Annotated in this window: 15 protein-coding genes; 4 read left to right on the plus strand and 11 right to left on the minus strand. The window is 70.2% G+C overall.

The genetic code is table 11. The features are described 5' to 3' along the window. Positions 1 to 81 precede the first annotated feature (81 nt). The 3 genes from ACZ6QQ_RS12700 to ACZ6QQ_RS12710 form a co-directional block, all read right to left on the minus strand. A complete protein-coding gene (locus ACZ6QQ_RS12700; protein WP_465876115.1) occupies positions 82 to 579 on the minus strand; it encodes a serine acetyltransferase in 498 nt (165 codons plus the stop codon). A gap of 95 nt (positions 580 to 674) precedes the next feature. Beyond that, positions 675 to 1,511: a hypothetical protein gene (locus ACZ6QQ_RS12705; protein WP_465876116.1), complete on the minus strand. Its 837-nt coding sequence runs from the start codon at positions 1,509 to 1,511 to the stop codon at positions 675 to 677. 19 nt (positions 1,512 to 1,530) lie between these two features. After that, positions 1,531 to 2,202, minus strand: coding sequence for a FadR/GntR family transcriptional regulator (locus tag ACZ6QQ_RS12710; protein WP_465876117.1), 672 nt, complete (start codon positions 2,200 to 2,202; stop codon positions 1,531 to 1,533). Positions 2,203 to 2,558: 356 nt separating this feature from the next. Here ACZ6QQ_RS12710 and ACZ6QQ_RS12715 point away from each other — a divergent pair, with 356 nt between their 5' ends. Next, positions 2,559 to 3,029, plus strand: a complete 471-nt coding sequence (locus ACZ6QQ_RS12715; protein ID WP_465876118.1) for an aminoacyl-tRNA deacylase — start codon at positions 2,559 to 2,561, stop codon at positions 3,027 to 3,029. A gap of 97 nt (positions 3,030 to 3,126) precedes the next feature. Here the strand turns inward: ACZ6QQ_RS12715 and ACZ6QQ_RS12720 are convergent, their stop codons facing one another. The 3 genes from ACZ6QQ_RS12720 to ACZ6QQ_RS12730 form a co-directional block, all read right to left on the minus strand. Beyond that, the gene (locus ACZ6QQ_RS12720) at positions 3,127 to 4,386 is read right to left on the minus strand and encodes a NosD domain-containing protein (protein WP_465876119.1); all 1,260 of its coding nucleotides are present in this window, start codon (positions 4,384 to 4,386) and stop codon (positions 3,127 to 3,129) included. Between the two features lie 270 nt (positions 4,387 to 4,656). Then, complete coding sequence (locus ACZ6QQ_RS12725) at positions 4,657 to 5,088, minus strand: cold-shock protein (RefSeq protein WP_465876120.1); 432 nt, start codon at positions 5,086 to 5,088, stop codon at positions 4,657 to 4,659. Positions 5,089 to 5,241: 153 nt separating this feature from the next. Beyond that, a complete protein-coding gene (locus tag ACZ6QQ_RS12730; RefSeq protein ID WP_465876121.1) occupies positions 5,242 to 5,790 on the minus strand; it encodes a hypothetical protein in 549 nt (182 codons plus the stop codon). Positions 5,791 to 6,445: 655 nt separating this feature from the next. Here ACZ6QQ_RS12730 and ACZ6QQ_RS12735 point away from each other — a divergent pair. After that, entirely contained in the window at positions 6,446 to 9,766 is a 3,321-nt protein-coding gene (locus ACZ6QQ_RS12735) for a ThuA domain-containing protein (RefSeq protein WP_465876122.1), read from the plus strand. A 104-nt stretch (positions 9,767 to 9,870) separates the two neighbouring features. Here the strand turns inward: ACZ6QQ_RS12735 and ACZ6QQ_RS12740 are convergent, their stop codons facing one another. The 4 genes from ACZ6QQ_RS12740 to ACZ6QQ_RS12755 form a co-directional block, all read right to left on the minus strand. After that, on the minus strand, positions 9,871 to 11,463 hold the full coding sequence (locus ACZ6QQ_RS12740) for a right-handed parallel beta-helix repeat-containing protein (protein WP_465876123.1): 1,593 nt from the start codon (positions 11,461 to 11,463) through the stop codon (positions 9,871 to 9,873). 66 nt (positions 11,464 to 11,529) lie between these two features. Continuing rightward, complete coding sequence (gene wecB, locus ACZ6QQ_RS12745) at positions 11,530 to 12,750, minus strand: non-hydrolyzing UDP-N-acetylglucosamine 2-epimerase (RefSeq protein WP_465876124.1); 1,221 nt, start codon at positions 12,748 to 12,750, stop codon at positions 11,530 to 11,532. Positions 12,751 to 12,922: 172 nt separating this feature from the next. Then, positions 12,923 to 13,144: a response regulator transcription factor gene (locus ACZ6QQ_RS12750; RefSeq protein ID WP_465876125.1), complete on the minus strand. Its 222-nt coding sequence runs from the start codon at positions 13,142 to 13,144 to the stop codon at positions 12,923 to 12,925. Positions 13,145 to 13,318: 174 nt separating this feature from the next. Beyond that, positions 13,319 to 14,683, minus strand: coding sequence for a serine hydrolase (locus tag ACZ6QQ_RS12755; protein WP_465876126.1), 1,365 nt, complete (start codon positions 14,681 to 14,683; stop codon positions 13,319 to 13,321). Between the two features lie 203 nt (positions 14,684 to 14,886). Here ACZ6QQ_RS12755 and ACZ6QQ_RS12760 point away from each other — a divergent pair, with 203 nt between their 5' ends. Next, positions 14,887 to 15,360 (plus strand): AAA family ATPase, encoded by a 474-nt coding sequence (locus ACZ6QQ_RS12760; RefSeq protein ID WP_465876127.1) that lies wholly within the window; start codon positions 14,887 to 14,889, stop codon positions 15,358 to 15,360. A 235-nt stretch (positions 15,361 to 15,595) separates the two neighbouring features. Beyond that, positions 15,596 to 16,933 (plus strand): MFS transporter, encoded by a 1,338-nt coding sequence (locus ACZ6QQ_RS12765; RefSeq protein ID WP_465876128.1) that lies wholly within the window; start codon positions 15,596 to 15,598, stop codon positions 16,931 to 16,933. 8 nt (positions 16,934 to 16,941) lie between these two features. On the opposite strand, the gene ACZ6QQ_RS12770 is transcribed toward ACZ6QQ_RS12765, so the two are convergent. Next, positions 16,942 to 17,523: a helix-turn-helix domain-containing protein gene (locus ACZ6QQ_RS12770; RefSeq protein ID WP_465876129.1), complete on the minus strand. Its 582-nt coding sequence runs from the start codon at positions 17,521 to 17,523 to the stop codon at positions 16,942 to 16,944. Positions 17,524 to 17,597 lie beyond the last annotated feature (74 nt).

Below are 17,597 nucleotides of genomic sequence, written 5' to 3' on the forward strand. Positions count from 1 at the left end.
CCGCACCCCGGCGCCCGTCCGCACCTCGGACGGGCGCCGGGCGGTACCTGCTCGATCCGGCCGAACCGCCGCCACCGGCGGTCACGGGGCGACGCCGCGCAGGCCGGTGATCAGCGCCCGGGGTCCGAGGGCCCGACCGCCGGGCGGAACGTCGTCCAGCACGGTGGCCCCGGCGCCGATCTTCGCGCCCCGCCCGATCACGATCGGCCCGAGTACGGTCGCGCCCGCGCCCACCGTCACCTCGTCGCCGATGATCGGCTCACCGCTGTGGTCGCGCCGCCCGATGGTCACCTGGTGGTACACGTTCACGTCCCGGCCGAGGCAGGCGTCCCGGTGGAACACCAGCCCGTAGGGGTGGAACAGGCGCAGCCCCGGCCCGCAGGTCAGCTCACGCGGCAGGTCGCTGTTCGTGCCGAGCCGGACGACCAGCAGGTTCAACACCTTGTACGGCACGGTCCAGCACCGCCGCGTCACGGTACGCCGAGCGGCGGTCCACTGCCCGAGTCGGAAGACCGCGAGCACGAGCCGGACCAGCGGATCCCGGTTCCGCCGAAAGTCCTGCCGGAGAGTATCGAACATGATGCAGAGCGTAAGACCTGTGGGCGGCAGGCCCCCAGCCGAACGGGCCGGGGTAATCCGTCAGAAATGCGACAAGGCTGTGTCGGTCCGACCGTCTACCCGGCCGGTTCCGGCCGGGGGTACAGCAGGACGTGCAGTCGCACGTACTCCTCGTCGGTGCCGATCGCGGCGCGGTGCTCGGGGTGATCCAGGTAGTGCCGGATCGCACCGGTGAGGAGTGCCGGGGCGACGGCGTACCGGTCGAAGTGGACGGTGACCCGTCGGCGGCGGAACAGGCTCCCCGACCGCCGCCGCACCCGCAGGACGAGCGGGTCGGTGTCCCGGTGTCCCTTGAGCCGACCGGAGGGCACCTCCTCCCACGGCAGCTCGATCCGTCCCAGCGGGCCGGGCAGCGACAGCCCTCCGGGCCGCAACTCCAGGTCACCGCCGCCCCGAATGGAACGAAGGAGCGCGACCATCGTCGCCACCAGACTCACCGCCACGAGCAACATGAACGGAATGCTCGACCAGAGCACCCAGTGGATCTCGCCGATCTCCTTGATCGCGAACACCCAGTACTGGATCAGTCCGACACCGGTGAACAGCTGCGGCGCACTGTGGGTCCGCCACCACACCCGGCCGGGCGCGACCAGGACCGGTGGTCCGCCGGTACGCGGGGCGGCGAAGGCGGTGAACCTCCGGGCGCCGGAGGGGTCGCGGTCATTCATCCACGACCACACCAACTGGACGGTGAGGACCACCGGGAGGAGAACGAATCCGGCCGTTTCGGAGTATTCGCTCCTCAGCAGCCAGAGGCCGGCGACCACCCAGGCCACGAGGATCGCGAAATATCCGATGAGGACGGTGGTCTGTACCCGACGGGACGGTACCGGTGCCGGCGGCTGCATGATCACGATGCAGGCATTCTGCCCGGACTCCGCGCCGTGGGACATCGGCGAAGTGGTTCGTCCTTCAGAGCGCGCGGCGCAACCACTCCTCGACGCCGGCCACGTGCACGGTGGCCCAGGACCGGGCCAGTTCGGGCTGCCGGGCGGCGATCGCGTCGAGAATGGCGGCGTGCTGCTCGCGGGTGCGGGCGACCGCGCTCTCCTGGGTGAGGCCGCGCCAGATCCGGGCCCGGGTGGTGGGGCCGGAGAGGCTGTCGATCAGCGAGCAGAGCACGTCGTTGCCGGCGCCGGCGGCGATCTGCCGGTGGAACTCGAGGTCGTTGGCGACCAGCGCGTCGATGGTCGGTTCACCGCCCAGCCCGTCGAGCAGCGTACGGAGGGTCGCGATGCCCTCCTCGGTCATCCGCTGGGCGGCCATCGCGGCGGCGGCCGGCTCCAGGATCCGGCGTACCTCCAGGAATTGGAGCACGGTGTCGTCGCGGTGGAAGTCGACCACGAAGCTCATCGCGTCGAGCAGCAGACCGGGATCGAGGCTGGTCACGTACGTGCCGTCGCCCTGCCGTACGTCCAGCACCCGGATCACCGACAGCGCCTTCACCGCCTCGCGCAGCGAATTGCGGGACAGTCCCAACCGGTCGGCCAGGTCGGCCTCCTTGGGCAGCCGGTCGCCGGGGCGCAGTTCGCCGGAGACGATCATTTCCTTGATCTTGTGGATCGCTTCGTCGGTGAGCGCCATGCTCGTTCCCCTCCGGCCCGCGCGGACAATCAGCTCACAGGCTCGCAGTGTGGCGCCACCGGAGCCGGCGACCCGCACCGCCCGGCGTGGCGGCGACGCCGGACCAGCGGCGCCGGACCGTCCGGTGCGGTGTGACTCATCCGGCTCTCGGGCACCCAACGGCCGTGATACATCCGATGTCTACCAGCACTTTGAACGCTTTCACAACCACTGTCGGTAAGTAAGCCGACAAACCCCGTGTTCCTCTACCGGACGCCGGCCACCCTCAAGACCACGACATCCGATGGATCGGCAGGTGAACGCCGTCACCGCCCGAACCGACGACCGCCCGCCCCGGCCGGGGGTACTGTGCAGCCATGTCCGGCTCCGCCTCCGCCGCCCTCGACTCCGCCGCCGTCGGGTACGAGGTGATCCGGCACGGACCGGTGGGCAGTGTGGCCGAGGCCGCGGCCGCGCTCGGGATGGCGGTCGCGGACATCGTGAAAACGATCGTGATCCGTCGGGGCGAGGACGACTACGTCTTCGTCCTGGTGCCGGGTGACCGGGTCATCTCCTGGCCCAAGCTGCGCGGGCTGCTGGGCGTCAACCGACTCTCCCTGCCCGACGCGGGCACGGCCAAGGACGCGACAGGGTACGAGCGCGGCACCATCACCCCGTTCGGCTCGACCACCGCCTGGCCGGTCGTCGCGGATGTTCGCGTACGCGGGCGACGGATCACGCTGGGCGCCGGTGAACGGGGCGTCGCCGTCGCACTCGCCGCCGACGAGGCACTCCGGGCGCTCGACGCCACCGTCGCGGACGTGACCGAGCCCGAACCACCCCGATAGCCGGAGCGGTCCGGGCCCGGCCGTTGCGCCGTACTGTCCGGGCACGCCGCGCGGGTCACCCCGCCTGAGTCACGCCGCGCGGGTCACCCCGCCTGGGTCAGGCCGTGCAGGTCACGCCGTAGCACTGGCCGGCCTCGCTGTTGCCGCTGGCCCGGTTCCCGCCGCCGTCGGCGTTGCCGGGGCTGGCGTAGATCCCCCAGCCGCTGTTGTTCCGGGCGATGTTGCGCCGGACCGTGTTGCCGGCGTTGTCGACGACGATGCCGTTGCCGTTGTTGGCGTTCGTGGTGTTCCCGTCGAGTACGTTGCCCGCCGTCCCGGCCGAGCCGGTGACGAAGATGCCGGCGCCGTTGTTCGTGTTCGCGGTGTTGCTCAACAGCCGGTTGGTGGCCGAGTTCTGCAACTCGATGCCGCTGCCCAGTTGGGCGTTGGCGGTGTTGGACTGGAGCGTGTTGCCGTTGGAGGCGATCAGCTCGATCCCGCTGGCGTTGGGCGCGCTGACGTTGAGGTTGTTCGCCCGTACGGTGTTGCGGTGCGCGACGTCGAGCAGGATCCCGGCGTCGCCACTGCCGGAGACCCGGTTGTTGATCACCTGGTTGTCGTGCGAGGTGCCGAGCAGGATGCCGGCGTCACCGCTGCCGTTGACGGTGTTGTTGTCCACGGTGTTCAGGTTGGAGCCGGTCAGGGCGAGCGCCGCGTCCCCGTTGCCGGTGAGGGTATTGGACCGCAGCGTCACCCGTTGCGAGCCGACCACCTCGATCCCCCGGTCGCTGCTCTCGGTCACCTGGTTGGTCTCGATGGTGTTGCTGGCCGAGTTCTCGACGTAGATGCCGTCCCGGTTGTCCCGTACGGTGTTGCCGCGCACGATGTTGCCGGTCGAACCGCCGAGCACGGCGACCCCGCGCTGCGACTGGAACTCCAGCACGTTGCTGATGACCCGGTTGTTGGTGTCGGCGTTGTTCAGTTCGACCCCGGCGACCTCGTTGTACCGGGCGGTGATCGCGGTGACCAGATTGCCGAGCGTGCCGGGATTGAGCTGCACCCCGTGGTCGAACCCGGTGATCGTGCCGTTGCGGATGGTCACCCCGTCGAAGCCGTTGTTGCGTACGCCCACGCCGAGGCCGACACCGTCGATGGTCCTGCCGTTGAGGTTCAGGGTGATGTTGTGGGCCCCGATGACGAGTCCGTCACCGGGGCAGTCGGTCAGGTTCGCGGTGACCGTCGTACTCGTGGTCACCACCGCGCCACAGTTCGGCGCGGCCTGCGCCGGCCCGGCGGATCCGACGAGGACGACCGGGATCGCGACCAGCCCGCCGAGCACCACGCCCAGCGCCCGCCGGAGTGCGCGAATTTCTGCCATGATGAACCGCCTCCAGGTATTTCTGCCGGAACACCTCGCCCGCAACGCCCGCGTCGCGGCGACGTGAATAGCTGGAAATCTATGGAGTGCAGCAATTTGAAGTCAATGTGACCCCGATGAGAACTGTCTTATCCGGGCGGCACGCATATTCCGGTGTTTGGCCACAGAATAGGGTCTTCGACAGATTCGAGCGTTATAAAAGCGCCTTCACAAACGGCGGGCGGGTCGCGACCCGGTGCCGCGACCCGCCCGCCGTGTCCGGCCGTACCGTCAGTGCTCCACCCAACCGTGCCGCTGGGCGAGCCCGGTGAGACCCTGCCGTAGCTGGACAATCTGCGCCCCGGTCAGCGTGGGTACGGCGTCGAGCAGCAGCTCGGTCACCTCGTGCCGGAAACCGGCCGGGGTGAGTACGTCGCACATACCGTCGTCGTCGGAACGCTCCACCGCCGCGACGTCACCGGAGGACACACCGTTGCCGGCCGGTGTCGCCGTGCGTTCCGTTCGGAGAATGCGGACCGCGAGGGCCTTCATACCCCGGTCGCTTTCCACCGCGTCGAACTCCACCGGCACTCCCGGAACGAACGCGTATTTCCCGTCACCCAACACGTTCGCGTGCACGAAGACGTCTTCACCGCCGCCGTCCGGCGTGATGAACCCGTATCCACGGGCCTCGTCGAACCGGATGAACCTACCTCTGACCACCGCGCCCAACCTCGTCTCGATCCGTCACCAACAACTCCGCGAAAGCACAAACCACACGAACATCATAGGGTCAGCGCCGAATATCGGAGTGTCGCCGTACTGATAGGGGTTGGTGTTAGCGGGCTGCGGCGACCGGCGCGCTTTCGCGTACCGCTATCCCTCGGCCGCCGGGACGACGGCCCGCCGGTCCGGCGCGGACGGGGCGCTGTCGTCCGCGTCCTCGGCGGCGAGCCTGCGGATTCCGCGGTCGGCGACGAGCAGGGGGATGATGCCGAAGACGCCGAACGAGATGTCGATGAGCTGCCACCACCAGGGAATGCCCCGGACCGGCCCGGCGATCAGCGCCGTCGGCACGATCGCCACGCAGGCGATCATGCCGAAGTGGACGACCCAGATGTTGCGCACCGGGTCGCGGTACGGCCCCCAGAACGCGATCGCGATGACCAGGTGTGCGAAGGCCAGCCAGTCCGTCCCGTACGCGAGGAACGGGTACTCGTCGTTGGTGGCGACGATGCCCCGGTGCACGTGGTCGATCCAGTCCACCAGCACCGGCAGGTGTTCGGGGGCCGGTGACCAGTCGGCGTGCAGCAGCCGCACCAGCAGGCGGCTCTCGGCTTCGAGGGGGAACGCGGTGACTCCACTGACGACCAGGCCGATGACGAACAGCACCAGCCAGACACGTACGCGGGTAAGGGTGCTCACGAACCAAGATCGTATCGAGCCGGACCCCGGCCCGACCTCGCCGAGTTACCACCCCCACACAAGATTCACAACCCCTCCCCAACTTTTGTCGGCGAGGGGCGAGCCTTCTGCTCGGATCGACGGAAGTTAGTTGGTCTTGGGTCTATCTTTCGTGTTGCCTACGGATTAAGGTTCTGTTTCAACCGCAGCGTCTCCCGAACCCCCTGCGTGGGGGACACAAAAACGTTTCAGCGGCGCATCGGCGGCGCCACTGTCCCATTGCCACTCCCGCCCGTCGCGCGGCCCCGGCCGCGAGGAAGGTAGCGAGACATGGACGAGACAGTCTCCAGCCGCCCGCGAACACTCACTCGGCTGACGAAGCTCGGCTGAGCCCACGATCCCCCGCCGGATGACGGCGGTGGCGGGACCGGTGCAGCACGGCCGGCCCGGACAGCAGGAAGCGCGGATCGTCGTGTCGGCGCACGCGACCACCCGGTAGCGGACAGCATCCGGCGTCACCGGTCGGCAACGGTGACGGGTCCTGCGAGATTGCGCACCATCCAGACGGATGCGGCAGCACACCTCTTCGTGGCAACCGAACCACCGCACCGGACCCGTGCGCGTCCGGTGTCGACGGGTGCTGCCGCAGGCCCGCTCCACACCCCCGGAGGAACATATGACAAGACCCCTGCGCCGGTGGCTTGCCGCCGTGGCCGGCGCCACCATCGTGCTGCCCGCCCTGGTCGCCGTACCGGCCTCGGCCGCGCCCGATCCGGGCACCGCCGAGGAACGGCTGGTCACCGAGGAGAACGGCCCGGCAGCTCTGCGCTCCGAGGTCCGCGCCCCGGACGACTACCGGGTACTCGTCTTCACCAAGACCGCCGGTACGCGTCGCGCCTCCATCCCGGACGGTGTGCGTACGATCCAGGCGCTCGCCGGGGCGAACGGATTCACCGCCACGATCACCCAGGACGGGGCGGCGTTCACGCCCGAGAACCTGGCGGACTACCGCGCGGTGGTCTTCCTCAACACCACCGGCAACGTGCTCAACCCGACCCAGGAGGCGGCGTTCGAGTCGTACGTCAAGGCCGGCGGCGGTTACGTCGGTGTGCACGCCGCCGCGGAGACCGAGCCGGACTGGGCGTTCTACCAGAACCTGGTCGGCGCGAAGGCCTCCGGTGTCGCCAGCACCGAGGCCGGCGTGGTCGAGGTCGCCGACCGGGTCCACCCGGCCACCGAGGCGACGCCGCAGACGCTGACCCTGACCGAGGAGTGGTACAACTTCACCGCCAACGTCCGGGGTACGTCGCACGTGCTCGCCACCGCTCAGGAGAAGAGCTTCGCCGGCGGCACGATGGGCTTCGACCACCCGGTCAGCTGGTGCAAGGACTACCAGGGCGGCCGTTCGTTCTACACCGGGCTCGGCCACTCGATCGAGACGTACCGGGTCGGTGGCTTCAAGAAGCACCTGCTCGGCGGCATCCAGTGGGCGGCCGGCGTGGTCGAGGGCGACTGCGGCGCGACCGTACTCGGCAACTACGAGAAGGTCACCCTCAACGACGAGCCGGGCGAGCCGATGTCGCTGTCGGTCCTGCCCGACGGGCGGGTGCTGCACAACACCCGTGGCGGTGAGATCCGGCTCTACGACCCGGCCACCGGCGCCAGCCCGGTGATCACCACCATTCCGGTGTACCAGCACGACGAGGACGGGTTGCAGACGATCACGATCGCGCCCGACTTCGCCACCAGCAAGTGGGTCTACATCTACTACTCGCCGCCGCTGAACACCCCGCTGGACAACCCGGCCACCCCCGGTGTCAACGAGGGTGACGCACCGGCGACCAGCACCGACCCGACGGTCTGGAACGCCTTCAAGGGCTACAACCAGCTCTCCCGGGTGAAGTTCGTCGACGGGCCGACCCCCCGGCTGGACATGTCGACCGAGCAGCAGATCATCCGGGTCGACACCGACCGGGGCATCTGCTGCCACGTGGCCGGCAAGGTGAAGTTCGACGGCAAGGGCCTGCTCTACCTGATCACCGGTGACGACACCAACGCCAGCGGCTCGGACGGCTTCGTCCCGATCAACGAGTCCCCCACCCAGGGGCCGGGCTACGACGCCCAGCGCTCCTCGGCCAACACCAACGACCTGCGCGGCAAGGTGCTGCGGCTCAAGGTCAAGGAGAACGGCACGTACACCGTCCCGGCCGGCAACCTCTTCCCGGAGGCCACCGACCACGACAACAGGACCCGTCCGGAGATCTTCCTGATGGGGCTGCGCAACCCGTTCCGGTTCGACGTCGACGCCAACGGCTTCGTGTACGTCGGTGACTACTCGCCGGACTCGCGTACCTCCAGCCCGACCCGGGGTCCGGAGGGCGTCGGCCGGTGGTTCGCCACCAACAAGGCGGCCAACTACGGCTGGCCGTACTGCTACTCGCCGAGCCTGCCGTACATCGACTACGACTTCGTGACCCGTACCTCCGGGGAGCCGTTCAACTGCGGCGCGCCGGTGAACAACTCGCCCCGCAACACCGGCCGTACGGTCCTGCCGGCGGTGGAGCAGCCGCAGTTCTGGTACACCTACGAGGCCCGGACCACCTGCGCCGGGGGTTACCTGCAAACCCCGCCGGTTGCCTGCGACTTCCAGTGGCCGGTGATCGGCACCGGTGGCGTCGGCCCGCACGGCGGACCGATCTACAAGTACGACTCCGAGAGCACCTCGGAGACGAAGTTCCCGGAGTACTACGACAACAGCGTGGTCTTCGGGGAGTTCACCCGGGACAAGCTGTTCATGATGCGGACCAACGGCAGCGGGAAGCTGACCGGGGTGGAGCAGTTCCTGCCGGGTGTCGTCTTCGACAACCCGATGGAGATGGAGTTCGGCCCGGACGGCAACCTCTACGTGCTGGAGTACGGCGACGGCTTCTTCCGGGCCAACCCGGACGCCCAACTGTCCATGATCCGGTACGTGAAGGGCACCCGTTCCCCGATCGCCGCCCTGTCGGCGAACCCGACCTCGGGCCAGGCTCCGCTGCCGGTGCGCTTCTCCAGCGCCGGTTCGTCCGACCCGGACCCGGGTGAGTCGATCTCCTTCGCCTGGGACTTCGACAGCAACGGCACGGTCGACTCGGCCGACCCGAACCCGACCTACACCTACACCGCCAACGGGGTCTACAACGCCAAGTTGACGGTGACCGACTCCAGCGGCAAGACGGCGGTGCTGACCAGGGAGATCGTCGTCGGCAACACCGCTCCGACGGTCACCGTGACGGTGCCGGCCGGCGGCACGTTCTTCAACTGGGGCGACACGGTCCCGTTCACGGTCAACGTCACCGACCCGGAGGACGGGGCGGTCGACTGTAGCCGGGTCACGGTCTCGTTCGTGCTCGGGCACGACACCCACGGCCACGGCGAGACCGAGACCAGTGGCTGCACCGGCACCCTGCCCACCCCGGCCGACGGTGCCGACCACGCCGGTGGTTACCTCTACGGCGGGATCAGCGCCATCTACACCGACCTCGGCGGCAACGGTCAGCCGGCGCTCACCACGGTTGGTCAGGCCATCATCCAGCTGCCCCGGCAGCAGGCCGAGCACGCCCAGATCCAGTCGGGTGTGACGATCGCCGCCAGCACCGACACCGGCGGTGGTTCCCAGGTCGGCGGCATCGACGCCGGTGACCACATCGCGTTCGAGCCGATCAACTTCGCCGGGGTGAGCACGGTGACGTTGCGCTACTCGGGCGGCTCCACCGCCACGGTCGGCCAACCGCGCGCCAACGTGGAACTCCGGGTCGGTTCGCCGACCGGCACGGTGGTCGCCACCGCCACCCTGAACGCCACCAGCGGCAACGGCGCGTACGCGAGCCAGGCGGTTCCGGTGACCCATCCGGCCGGACCGCAGCGCCTCTACCTGGTGTTCACGCCGGTGACCGGTGGGCCCACCACCGGTCTGGTGAACCTGAACTGGGTCGAGTTCGGCGCCACCACGCCGTAACCCGTACCCGTCGTTCGCGCACCTGATGAGTTTGGGTGGCTGTCCACATGGACAGCCACCCAAACGCGTCCCGCCGGGTTTCCCGCTCCGGGCAGGAAGGCGGGTCAGGCGTACTGCGGGGTGTCGACCCTGGTGGCGGCGACGGCGTTGCCGGCGAAGTCGTTGTCCTGGAAGTCGGCCGAGCCGTGGGTGCCGTCGCCGGTGACCCAGAGCCCGTGCGTCTGCGACCGGTGCTGCTGGGAGTCCCAGACCCGGTTGTGCCGCAGGGTCAGGTCGCTGGTGGCGACGGCCAGGGTGATGCCGGGGCGGGTCGCGGGTGTGTCCGGCAGCCGGTAGGCGGCGCCGGCCGGTGGCGTACCCCCGGCCCAGGCGGTGGTGGCACCGGGCCGGACCGGTGCGAGCAGCAGTTCCGTGGCGGTGTTGGTGGCGACCACCGCGGTCCAGTTGCCGACCGTGACCTGCTTACCCCGGTGCCCGTCGGGCAGCCAGTCGGCGCCATCGTCGCAGACGGCGGTACGGGTGTAGCTGACCCGCTCCCCCGAGCCGCTGGTCGCGCCGGCCTGCCGTCGACCGTTGTCCCGGATGCGGTTGTTCACGAGCACGCCGTCGATCAGCCCGGCCTCGATCCGTACGCCGTCGAGGCCGTTCTCCCAGATCTCGTTGCCGTCGAGGACCACCTCGTGGGCCGGGATCGAGTCCCTGGCCAGGTTGTGCTCGCGGTAGCCGTAGCGGCCGTTTCGGCTGATCCGGTTGCCGCGCACGATGTAGCGGCCGGGGGTGTTGCCGATGCTCAGGCCGTCGGAGATGTTCGCGTCGATGATGCAGTCGGCGACGATCCCGCCCCGGCCGGCGACGCCGCAGGTGCCCTGGGCCGAGACGTCGAAGCCGGCCTCGTGGTTACCGATCATGGTGCAGCCGTTGACGACCAGGCCGTCGGCGCCCCAGTCGGAGATGCCGAACCGGTTGTCCTCGGTGTGGCAGGCGGTGATGCGGATGCCGCGCGGCGGCAGCCAGGTCGGCTGTTGCAGTTCGAGGAAGATCCCGTTGGTGCCGTTGCCGACGGCGGTGCAGGTGCTGACGGTCAGCCGTTCGCTCGACCCCCAGCCGCCGATGCCGATGCCGATGCCGGCGCCGCCCATCTGCTGCCCGGTGTCGAGTCGGCCGCAGCGCATCGCGACCACCCCCTCGATCACGGTGTCCTGGAGGAAGTCGCAGCCGAGGCCGGTCGCGGCGGTGTCGTGGATGAACAGGTCGCGGAACCGGCCGCGCATGACGTACTGGAGGCCGAGTCCCTTGGCGAGGTAGTCGTAGCGGGCCAGTTTGACGCCGGACCCGTCGATCTCGAAGCGGGCGAAGGTGCAGTCGGCGATGTGGTTGTCCCGCGCCGCCCCGTGCTGCACGGTGGTGAAGTAGGCCAGCGGGACGGGGTCGACCCGGTTCCCCTCGTTGCTGAGGACGAACTTGGTGGCGCCCATTCCGTCGCCGACCAGGGAGACGCCGCTGCGCCAGACGGTGCCGGCGTCGCGGATCGAGTAGACACCCGGCGGGCAGTGGATCACCCTGGCCCGCCCGTCGGCCGCGTACGCCGTACCGAGCCGGTCGACCAGCGCCTGTAACGCCGGTTGGTCGTTGGTGATGCCGTCGCCCATCAAGCCATGATCACGGGCGTTGTAGACCGAACCATCGGGCAGCGACACGTCCGTCCCCCTCCGTACCCGGAGATCGGTCGATTCCCGCTTTCGGCCGGAGTTAACGTGCGCCGGTCAGCGGGCGGCGACGGCCGGACTCTGTGCGCCGGGGCGCGGGTGGCCGGGATGGAACGCGGGTACGGCCCGACGGACCGGCTCGACGATCTTCGCCGGCAGGCCGAGCAGGTCGGCGATGGCCGAGACCGCCCGTACGCCGGCCCGTCCGTCGCCGAACGGGGACGAGTGCTCGGCGGTGGAGCGTACGTTCAGTTCCCGGGTCGCGGCGGCGACGATGCGCTCCGGGTCGGTGCCGACCAGCGTGCCGAAGCCGGAGTCGAGGATCTCCGGGCGTTCGGTGCTGTCCCGGGTGACCAGGACCGGTACGCCGAGCGTGCCGGCCTCCTCCTGGAGGCCGCCGGAGTCGGTGACGACCAGGTCCGCCACGCTGAGCAGCCCGATCATCTCCGGGTACGCCAGCGGCGGCGTCAGCCGGATGCCCGGCGTACGGCCGAGTTGGGCGGTGATCTCGGCGCCGAGCGTCGGGTTCGGATGGGTGACCATGACCAGTTGGACGTCCGGGAAGCGGCGGGTGAGGAACCGCAGCCCGGCGCAGACACCGAAGACGCCGCCACCCCAGTTCTCCCTGCGGTGCAGGGTGGCCACGACCACCCGCCGGGTCGGGTCGAGCCATTCCGGTGGTCGGGCGAGCCCGTGGTCGAGCAGGTGGTGCAGGGCGTCGACCACGGTGTTGCCGGTGACGACTATCCGGTCGTCCGGGATTCCCTCGTCGAGCAGGTACCGGCGCGCGGTCGGGGTCGGCGCCAGGTGGAGCGAGGCGAGTCGGGCCAGCATGGCCCGGTTCGCCTCCTCCGGAAAGGGCCGGTCGAGGTCGTGCGTGCGCAGACCGGCCTCCAGGTGCACCACGGGAATGCGGTGCCAGAAGGCGACCAGTCCACCGACCAACGCGGTCAGGGTGTCGCCCTGGACCACGACGGCGGCGGGACGGTGCTCCGCGAGCACCGCGTCGGTCGCCGTGATCAGCGCGGCGGCGATTTCGGCCAGCGACCCCGCCTGCCGTACGGGCTCCAGCGTCACCCCGGCCGACAGGCCGAAGGACGCCAGTGCCTCCGCGACGCGGCCAGGATGCTCCCCGGTGTCCACCACCGTTGCCGTGCAGCGGGCATCGCGCCGCAGCTGACGTACCAGCGGGGCGGTTTTCACCCCCTCCGGGCGGGTGCCGATCAGGATCATGACCTCGGGCAGGGCCGTACCGCTACCGCGCATGTCGATGCTCACCCCTCTCCGGTTGGGCCGTGGCGCCGACAGGGTCGGGACGCCGATGTGTCACGCTAACCAGCTAAAGGGACGTATGTCGCATAAATCGCTAAACGCCGATAACGGGCTTTGGTGAGCACATATCACTTCCGCCGGGTCCCGACCCGGCCGGCGACGCGACTCCGACCAGGGGCTATGTGATGCCGAGGTCGCGGGCGAGCAGGGCGGCCTGGACCCGGTCGGCGACCCCCCGTTTGGTGAGCACCGCCGAGACCTGGTTGCGGATCGTCTTCTCGCTCAGCCCGAACCTGCGGGCGATCCGGGCGTTGCCCTCACCGGACAGTCCGGTCGCGCACCACCGTCCCCAGGTTCCGGCGCGCACTCGTCTGCGCCCGCGTTCCGTCCGTCTCCGCATGACAGGTCCCCTCCCCGCGCGGGCCATCTGCCCTCGTCCGTGGGGCCAATCTGTCGACCGGATCGTCCCGACCGGCAGTACCGGGTGTCCCGGTCGGACGGGCGGAACGCCCCGCCGTCACCCGCCGCCGGTCGGGGCGGGAGCGGAGCCGCCGGTCGGGGCGGGACGCCGGAGCTACCTGCCGCCGGTCGGGGCGGGGCCGAGGTCGCCGGTCGGGGCGGGGCCGAGGCCGGTGACCGCGACCGGGACGAGGTAGTCGTACACGGCTCGGGCGAGTTGGCGTACCGTCTCGGCGCCGGTGGCCTCCGGGCCGGAGGTGACGAACGCGACCGCGACCTGCGAATGCGGGATCAGCAGGTAGCCGACGTCATGCGAGGCGTCCGGCAACTCGCCGGTCTTGTGCGCGACCGGTACGCCCGGCGGCAACGCGGCCGGGATCTTCGTGTTGATCGTCTGCTCCAGCATGAACGAGATCATCAGCGCCCGGGAGACGGGCGAGAGGAGATTGCCGTCCCAGACCGCGCCGAGCAGGGACACCACGTCGTCGGCGGTGATCCAGTTCTCCTCGCCCCGCGCCGCCGCGGCGGTGTCGAGCATCCTGCGGTTCAGCGCGGTCTGCTTCAGCAGCATCGTGTCGATCAGGGCGTTCACCCGGACGAACCCGTTGAGGTGGTTGATCAGCACGTTCGCCGCGGTGTTGTCGCTGTAGACGATCATGTAGCGGGCAAGCCGGTACAACGTCACCACCTGTGGAAACGTCTCGTGCTGCAACTCACCGGTACCGCCGACCACGTCCTCGGGGCGGACCAGCACCCCGTCGGACAACGACTGCGAGCCGCAGTCGACCTCACGCAGCAACTCGGCGAGGATCCACAGCTTGATGACACTGGCCGCCTTGGGGCGGAAGGTGCCGTTCACCTCGACCTGCTGGTCGCCGTACCGGCCGGACAGGTCGCGTACGGCGACTCCGGTCGGGTTGGGCGAGGCGGCGACGATCTCGCGCAGCCGCTCGGTCAGCGGCAACAGCCGCGCGCCCCGCTCGCGGTCGACCGGCGGCTGCGGATTGGTCACCACCTCGCCGGTCAGCACCACGGGCGCCAGGTCGGGGCGGTGGATCTCGACCGTGCCCCGCGTCCGCCCGCGCAACGGCACCCGGTACGCGTACGTGACGCTGCCGACCGTCACCCGCCCGGTGGCGACCCCGTCGGTCAGCACCATCGCCCGGTCCAGCACCCGACCCGAGTCACCGTCGCAGCCCCGGTACCGGACGATGCGCTCGGCCGCGTCGACGGCGAAGATGGCGTTCTCGGTGGCGAGCCAGGCCAACTCGGCCCTCGGCGGCGTCGGGTCGACGTGCGCGTCCCGACCGTCGGCAGGCCCGTTGTCGGGGCGCCCGGCGTGCGCGGGTGCCGGCATCCCGACGACCACCACCAGGGTGGTCACGGTGAGCACCGCCAGCCGACCGCAGAGCAGGCCGACGAGCGTGGTGATCGGGGTACGTCGTCGGTTGCGGCCGGTCCGCGTTCGGTTCTGGTTCACCGGGGCAACGTAGCCAGCCGTACGGGCTGCCGGGGCGGCTCGGCGGGCACATCACCCGACCGTGCGCACGCCCCCGGCGGGTACCGCCGCCGGAGCCGGGCGGCCAGCAATTCGGGGCAGTCCGAATGGTGTCGACGAGGTTGGCCGGGGCCCGACCGGCGCGGTCAGACTCGACGTGTCGACGGCCACCGGAGGAGGCTGGAGTGTCCGACCCGACCCCTGGCGTCATCGCCATCACCGGAGTGATGGCGGCCGGCAGGTCGACCGTGGCGCAACGCCTGGCCGAACGGCTTCCCCGCGCGGCCCACGTACACGGCGACGTGTTCCGGCGCATGGTGGTCTCGAACCGGGAGGAACCAACAACGGAACCGACCACGGAGGCGACCGCGCAGCTCTGGTTGCGCTACCGGCTCGCCGCCACCGTCGCCGACACGTACGCCGAGGCCGGCTTCACCGCCGTGGTGCAGGACGTCGTCCTCGGTCCCGAACTGGCCGAGTACGTCGACCTGCTGACCACCCGACCCCGGCACCTGGTCGTCCTCGCTCCGGGGCGGGACCGGTCCCTGCGTCGGGACACCCCGCGCATCGGCCTGTGGCTGGACACCTCCGCACAGACCCTGGACGAGACCGTCGAGGAAATCCTCGCCAAGCTTCCCGACGCCCGCCTGCCGGACTAGAACGCCCGCCTGCCGGGGCGAGCCGGTCTGGTGGGCACTGTGGATCGGAGTGTCCGTCCATGCGAAGTCGGGACGATGAAATCGCGGTGAACGCGCCCCGCAGCGGGGCGCCAGCGGGGCTTTCCGACGAGAGCAACCTCGGAGTTGTAGTCACGGAATGTGAGCGTCAAGGATGATCACATTCAATGACGAGGGGCCGGCAACCTCGGTGCCCACCTGCCACCAGGAGCGCACCGTGACATCCCAGTCCGACCCACCGGTCCAGGCCCCCGTGCCCGACCCTGCGGCGCTACGCCGCGTCCAACGCCGCGTCGTCGCCTCGATCCTGCTGGTGCAGGCGCTGTTCGCACCGCTCTTCGCGATGACCGGCCCGCTGATCGCGCTCATCGCCGACCGGATGACCGGGACACCGAGTGCCGCCGGCCTCGCGCAGGCCGTCATCTTCTGCGGCGGGGTGCTGTTCAGCCTGCCGCTGGCCGGTCTCTCGGCCAGGTGGGGCCGCCGCGCCGGAATCGCCACCGGTTACCTGACCGGGGCGGGCGGCGCCGTACTGGTCGTGGTCAGCGCCTCGGTGCCGAGCTACCCGCTGCTGCTCGTCGGCGCGCTGGGCGTCGGCGCGGCGCTCTCGGCCGGATTCCAGGCCCGATTCGCCGTGACCGACCTCGCCGACGCCGACCGGATCGGCCGGTCGATGAGCATCCTGTCCTGGAGCGCGGTCACCGGGTCCGTGATCGGTCCGCCGCTGGCCGGTGGGGTCGAGCGGATCGCCTCCGGACGGCTCGCGGAGTTCACCGCACCGTTCGCGGCGGTGGCCGTGGGTCTGGTCGTCGCCGGTCTGCTGGTGCTGGTGACCCTGCGGCCCGACCCGCTGCTGGTGGCCCGCTCACTCGGCCGCGCGCAGGTACGCGAGCGCCGCAACACCCGCGCCGGGCTGAGGACGAGCCTGCGCGATCCGCTGATCCGGCAGGGGATCGTGGTCGTCGTCATCGTCCACACGGCGATGATCTCGCTGATGAACATGGCCCCGATCCACCTCAGCCACGGCGCGGCCACGCTCACCGCGATCGGCCTGGTGATCGGCGTCCACTCGGCGGCGATGTACCTGCCAGGTCCGCTGGTGGGTTACCTGTCCGACCGGTTCGGGCCGTACCGGGTGCTGGTGGCGAGCCTCGGCGTGATGGCGGCGGCCGCGGTGGTGCTCGCCGTGTCGCCGGCGGATGACATCGTCCTGGTCGGCATCGGGCTGGTGCTGCTCGGCCTCGGTTGGTCGGCCGGATACCTGACCGGTTCCGTCCTGATCACCTCCGCCACGCGGGGCCGGCTCCGGACGATGGCGCAGGGCGCCTCGGACTTCTTCCTCCAACTTGCCGCGGGGCTGGGCGCACTGCTCGCCGGGGTGACCGCCGCCGCCCTGGGGTACGGCGGACTGGCGGTCGTCTGGCTCGCGGTGATCGTCGCGTTGCTGATCGGGATCCTGGCGCGACGCCCGGTGGTGCCCGCCGACGAACCACCCGAGGCCGCCGCTCCCCCGGCCCGGTCACCCGTCGACGGAATGTGCACGGCCGACCGGTGAAGGTGCGGTCAGGGTAGGGATCTCGCGCGTAGGTGCGCCCGTTCGCCCTGGCGGCCGAAGAGGCTGAGCACCTCGACGGGGGCGGAGTCGGCACCGGCGAACCAGTGCGGCACGCGGGTGTCGAACTCGGCCGCCTCGCCGGGGGTGAGCACGAGATCCTGGTCCCCGAGGAGCAACCGGAGCCGCCCGCTGAGGACGTAGATCCATTCGTAGCCCTCGTGGGTCTTCAGGTCGGGCACCGCCGCCTGCCGCGACGGCGGAATGATCATTTTGTACGCCTGGAGCCCGCCCGCGCGCCGGCTCAACGGCACCATGGTCATACCGTTGAAGGTGACCGGGCGCAGGTGCACCCGAGGATCCCCGGTCGGCGGGGCGCCAACCAGCTCGTCGATCGGCACCCCGTATGCCCGGGCCAGGGGCAGGAGCAGTTCCAGGGTGGGTCGGCGCTGGCCGGACTCCAGCCGGGACAGGGTGGAGACCGAGATGCCGGTCGACTCGGAGAGGCCGACCAGCGTGATCTCCCGTTGACGGCGCAGCGCACGCAGCCGGGGCCCGACCGCGGTGAGCACGCTCTCCAGGTTCTCGTCCATCGACCCACTTTGCCACAACGGCAAGAATGTTTGCCATTCTGTCCGGAGCCGCCGCAGAGTGGCCGCGGAGGTGG

Source organism: Micromonospora sp. NPDC049529 (assembly GCF_055586685.1).

Excerpts from the sequence above, each read along its gene's own strand:
- ACZ6QQ_RS12700 (WP_465876115.1), bottom strand. The coding sequence starts at position 579 with ATGTTCGATACTCTCCGGCAGGACTTTCGGCGGAACCGGGATCCGCTG.
- ACZ6QQ_RS12705 (WP_465876116.1), bottom strand. The coding sequence starts at position 1,511 with ATGTCCCACGGCGCGGAGTCCGGGCAGAATGCCTGCATCGTGATCATG.
- ACZ6QQ_RS12710 (WP_465876117.1), bottom strand. The coding sequence starts at position 2,202 with ATGGCGCTCACCGACGAAGCGATCCACAAGATCAAGGAAATGATCGTC.
- ACZ6QQ_RS12715 (WP_465876118.1), top strand. The coding sequence starts at position 2,559 with ATGTCCGGCTCCGCCTCCGCCGCCCTCGACTCCGCCGCCGTCGGGTAC.
- ACZ6QQ_RS12720 (WP_465876119.1), bottom strand. The coding sequence starts at position 4,386 with ATGGCAGAAATTCGCGCACTCCGGCGGGCGCTGGGCGTGGTGCTCGGC.
- ACZ6QQ_RS12735 (WP_465876122.1), top strand. The coding sequence starts at position 6,446 with ATGACAAGACCCCTGCGCCGGTGGCTTGCCGCCGTGGCCGGCGCCACC.
- ACZ6QQ_RS12750 (WP_465876125.1), bottom strand. The coding sequence starts at position 13,144 with ATGCGGAGACGGACGGAACGCGGGCGCAGACGAGTGCGCGCCGGAACC.
- ACZ6QQ_RS12770 (WP_465876129.1), bottom strand. The coding sequence starts at position 17,523 with ATGGACGAGAACCTGGAGAGCGTGCTCACCGCGGTCGGGCCCCGGCTG.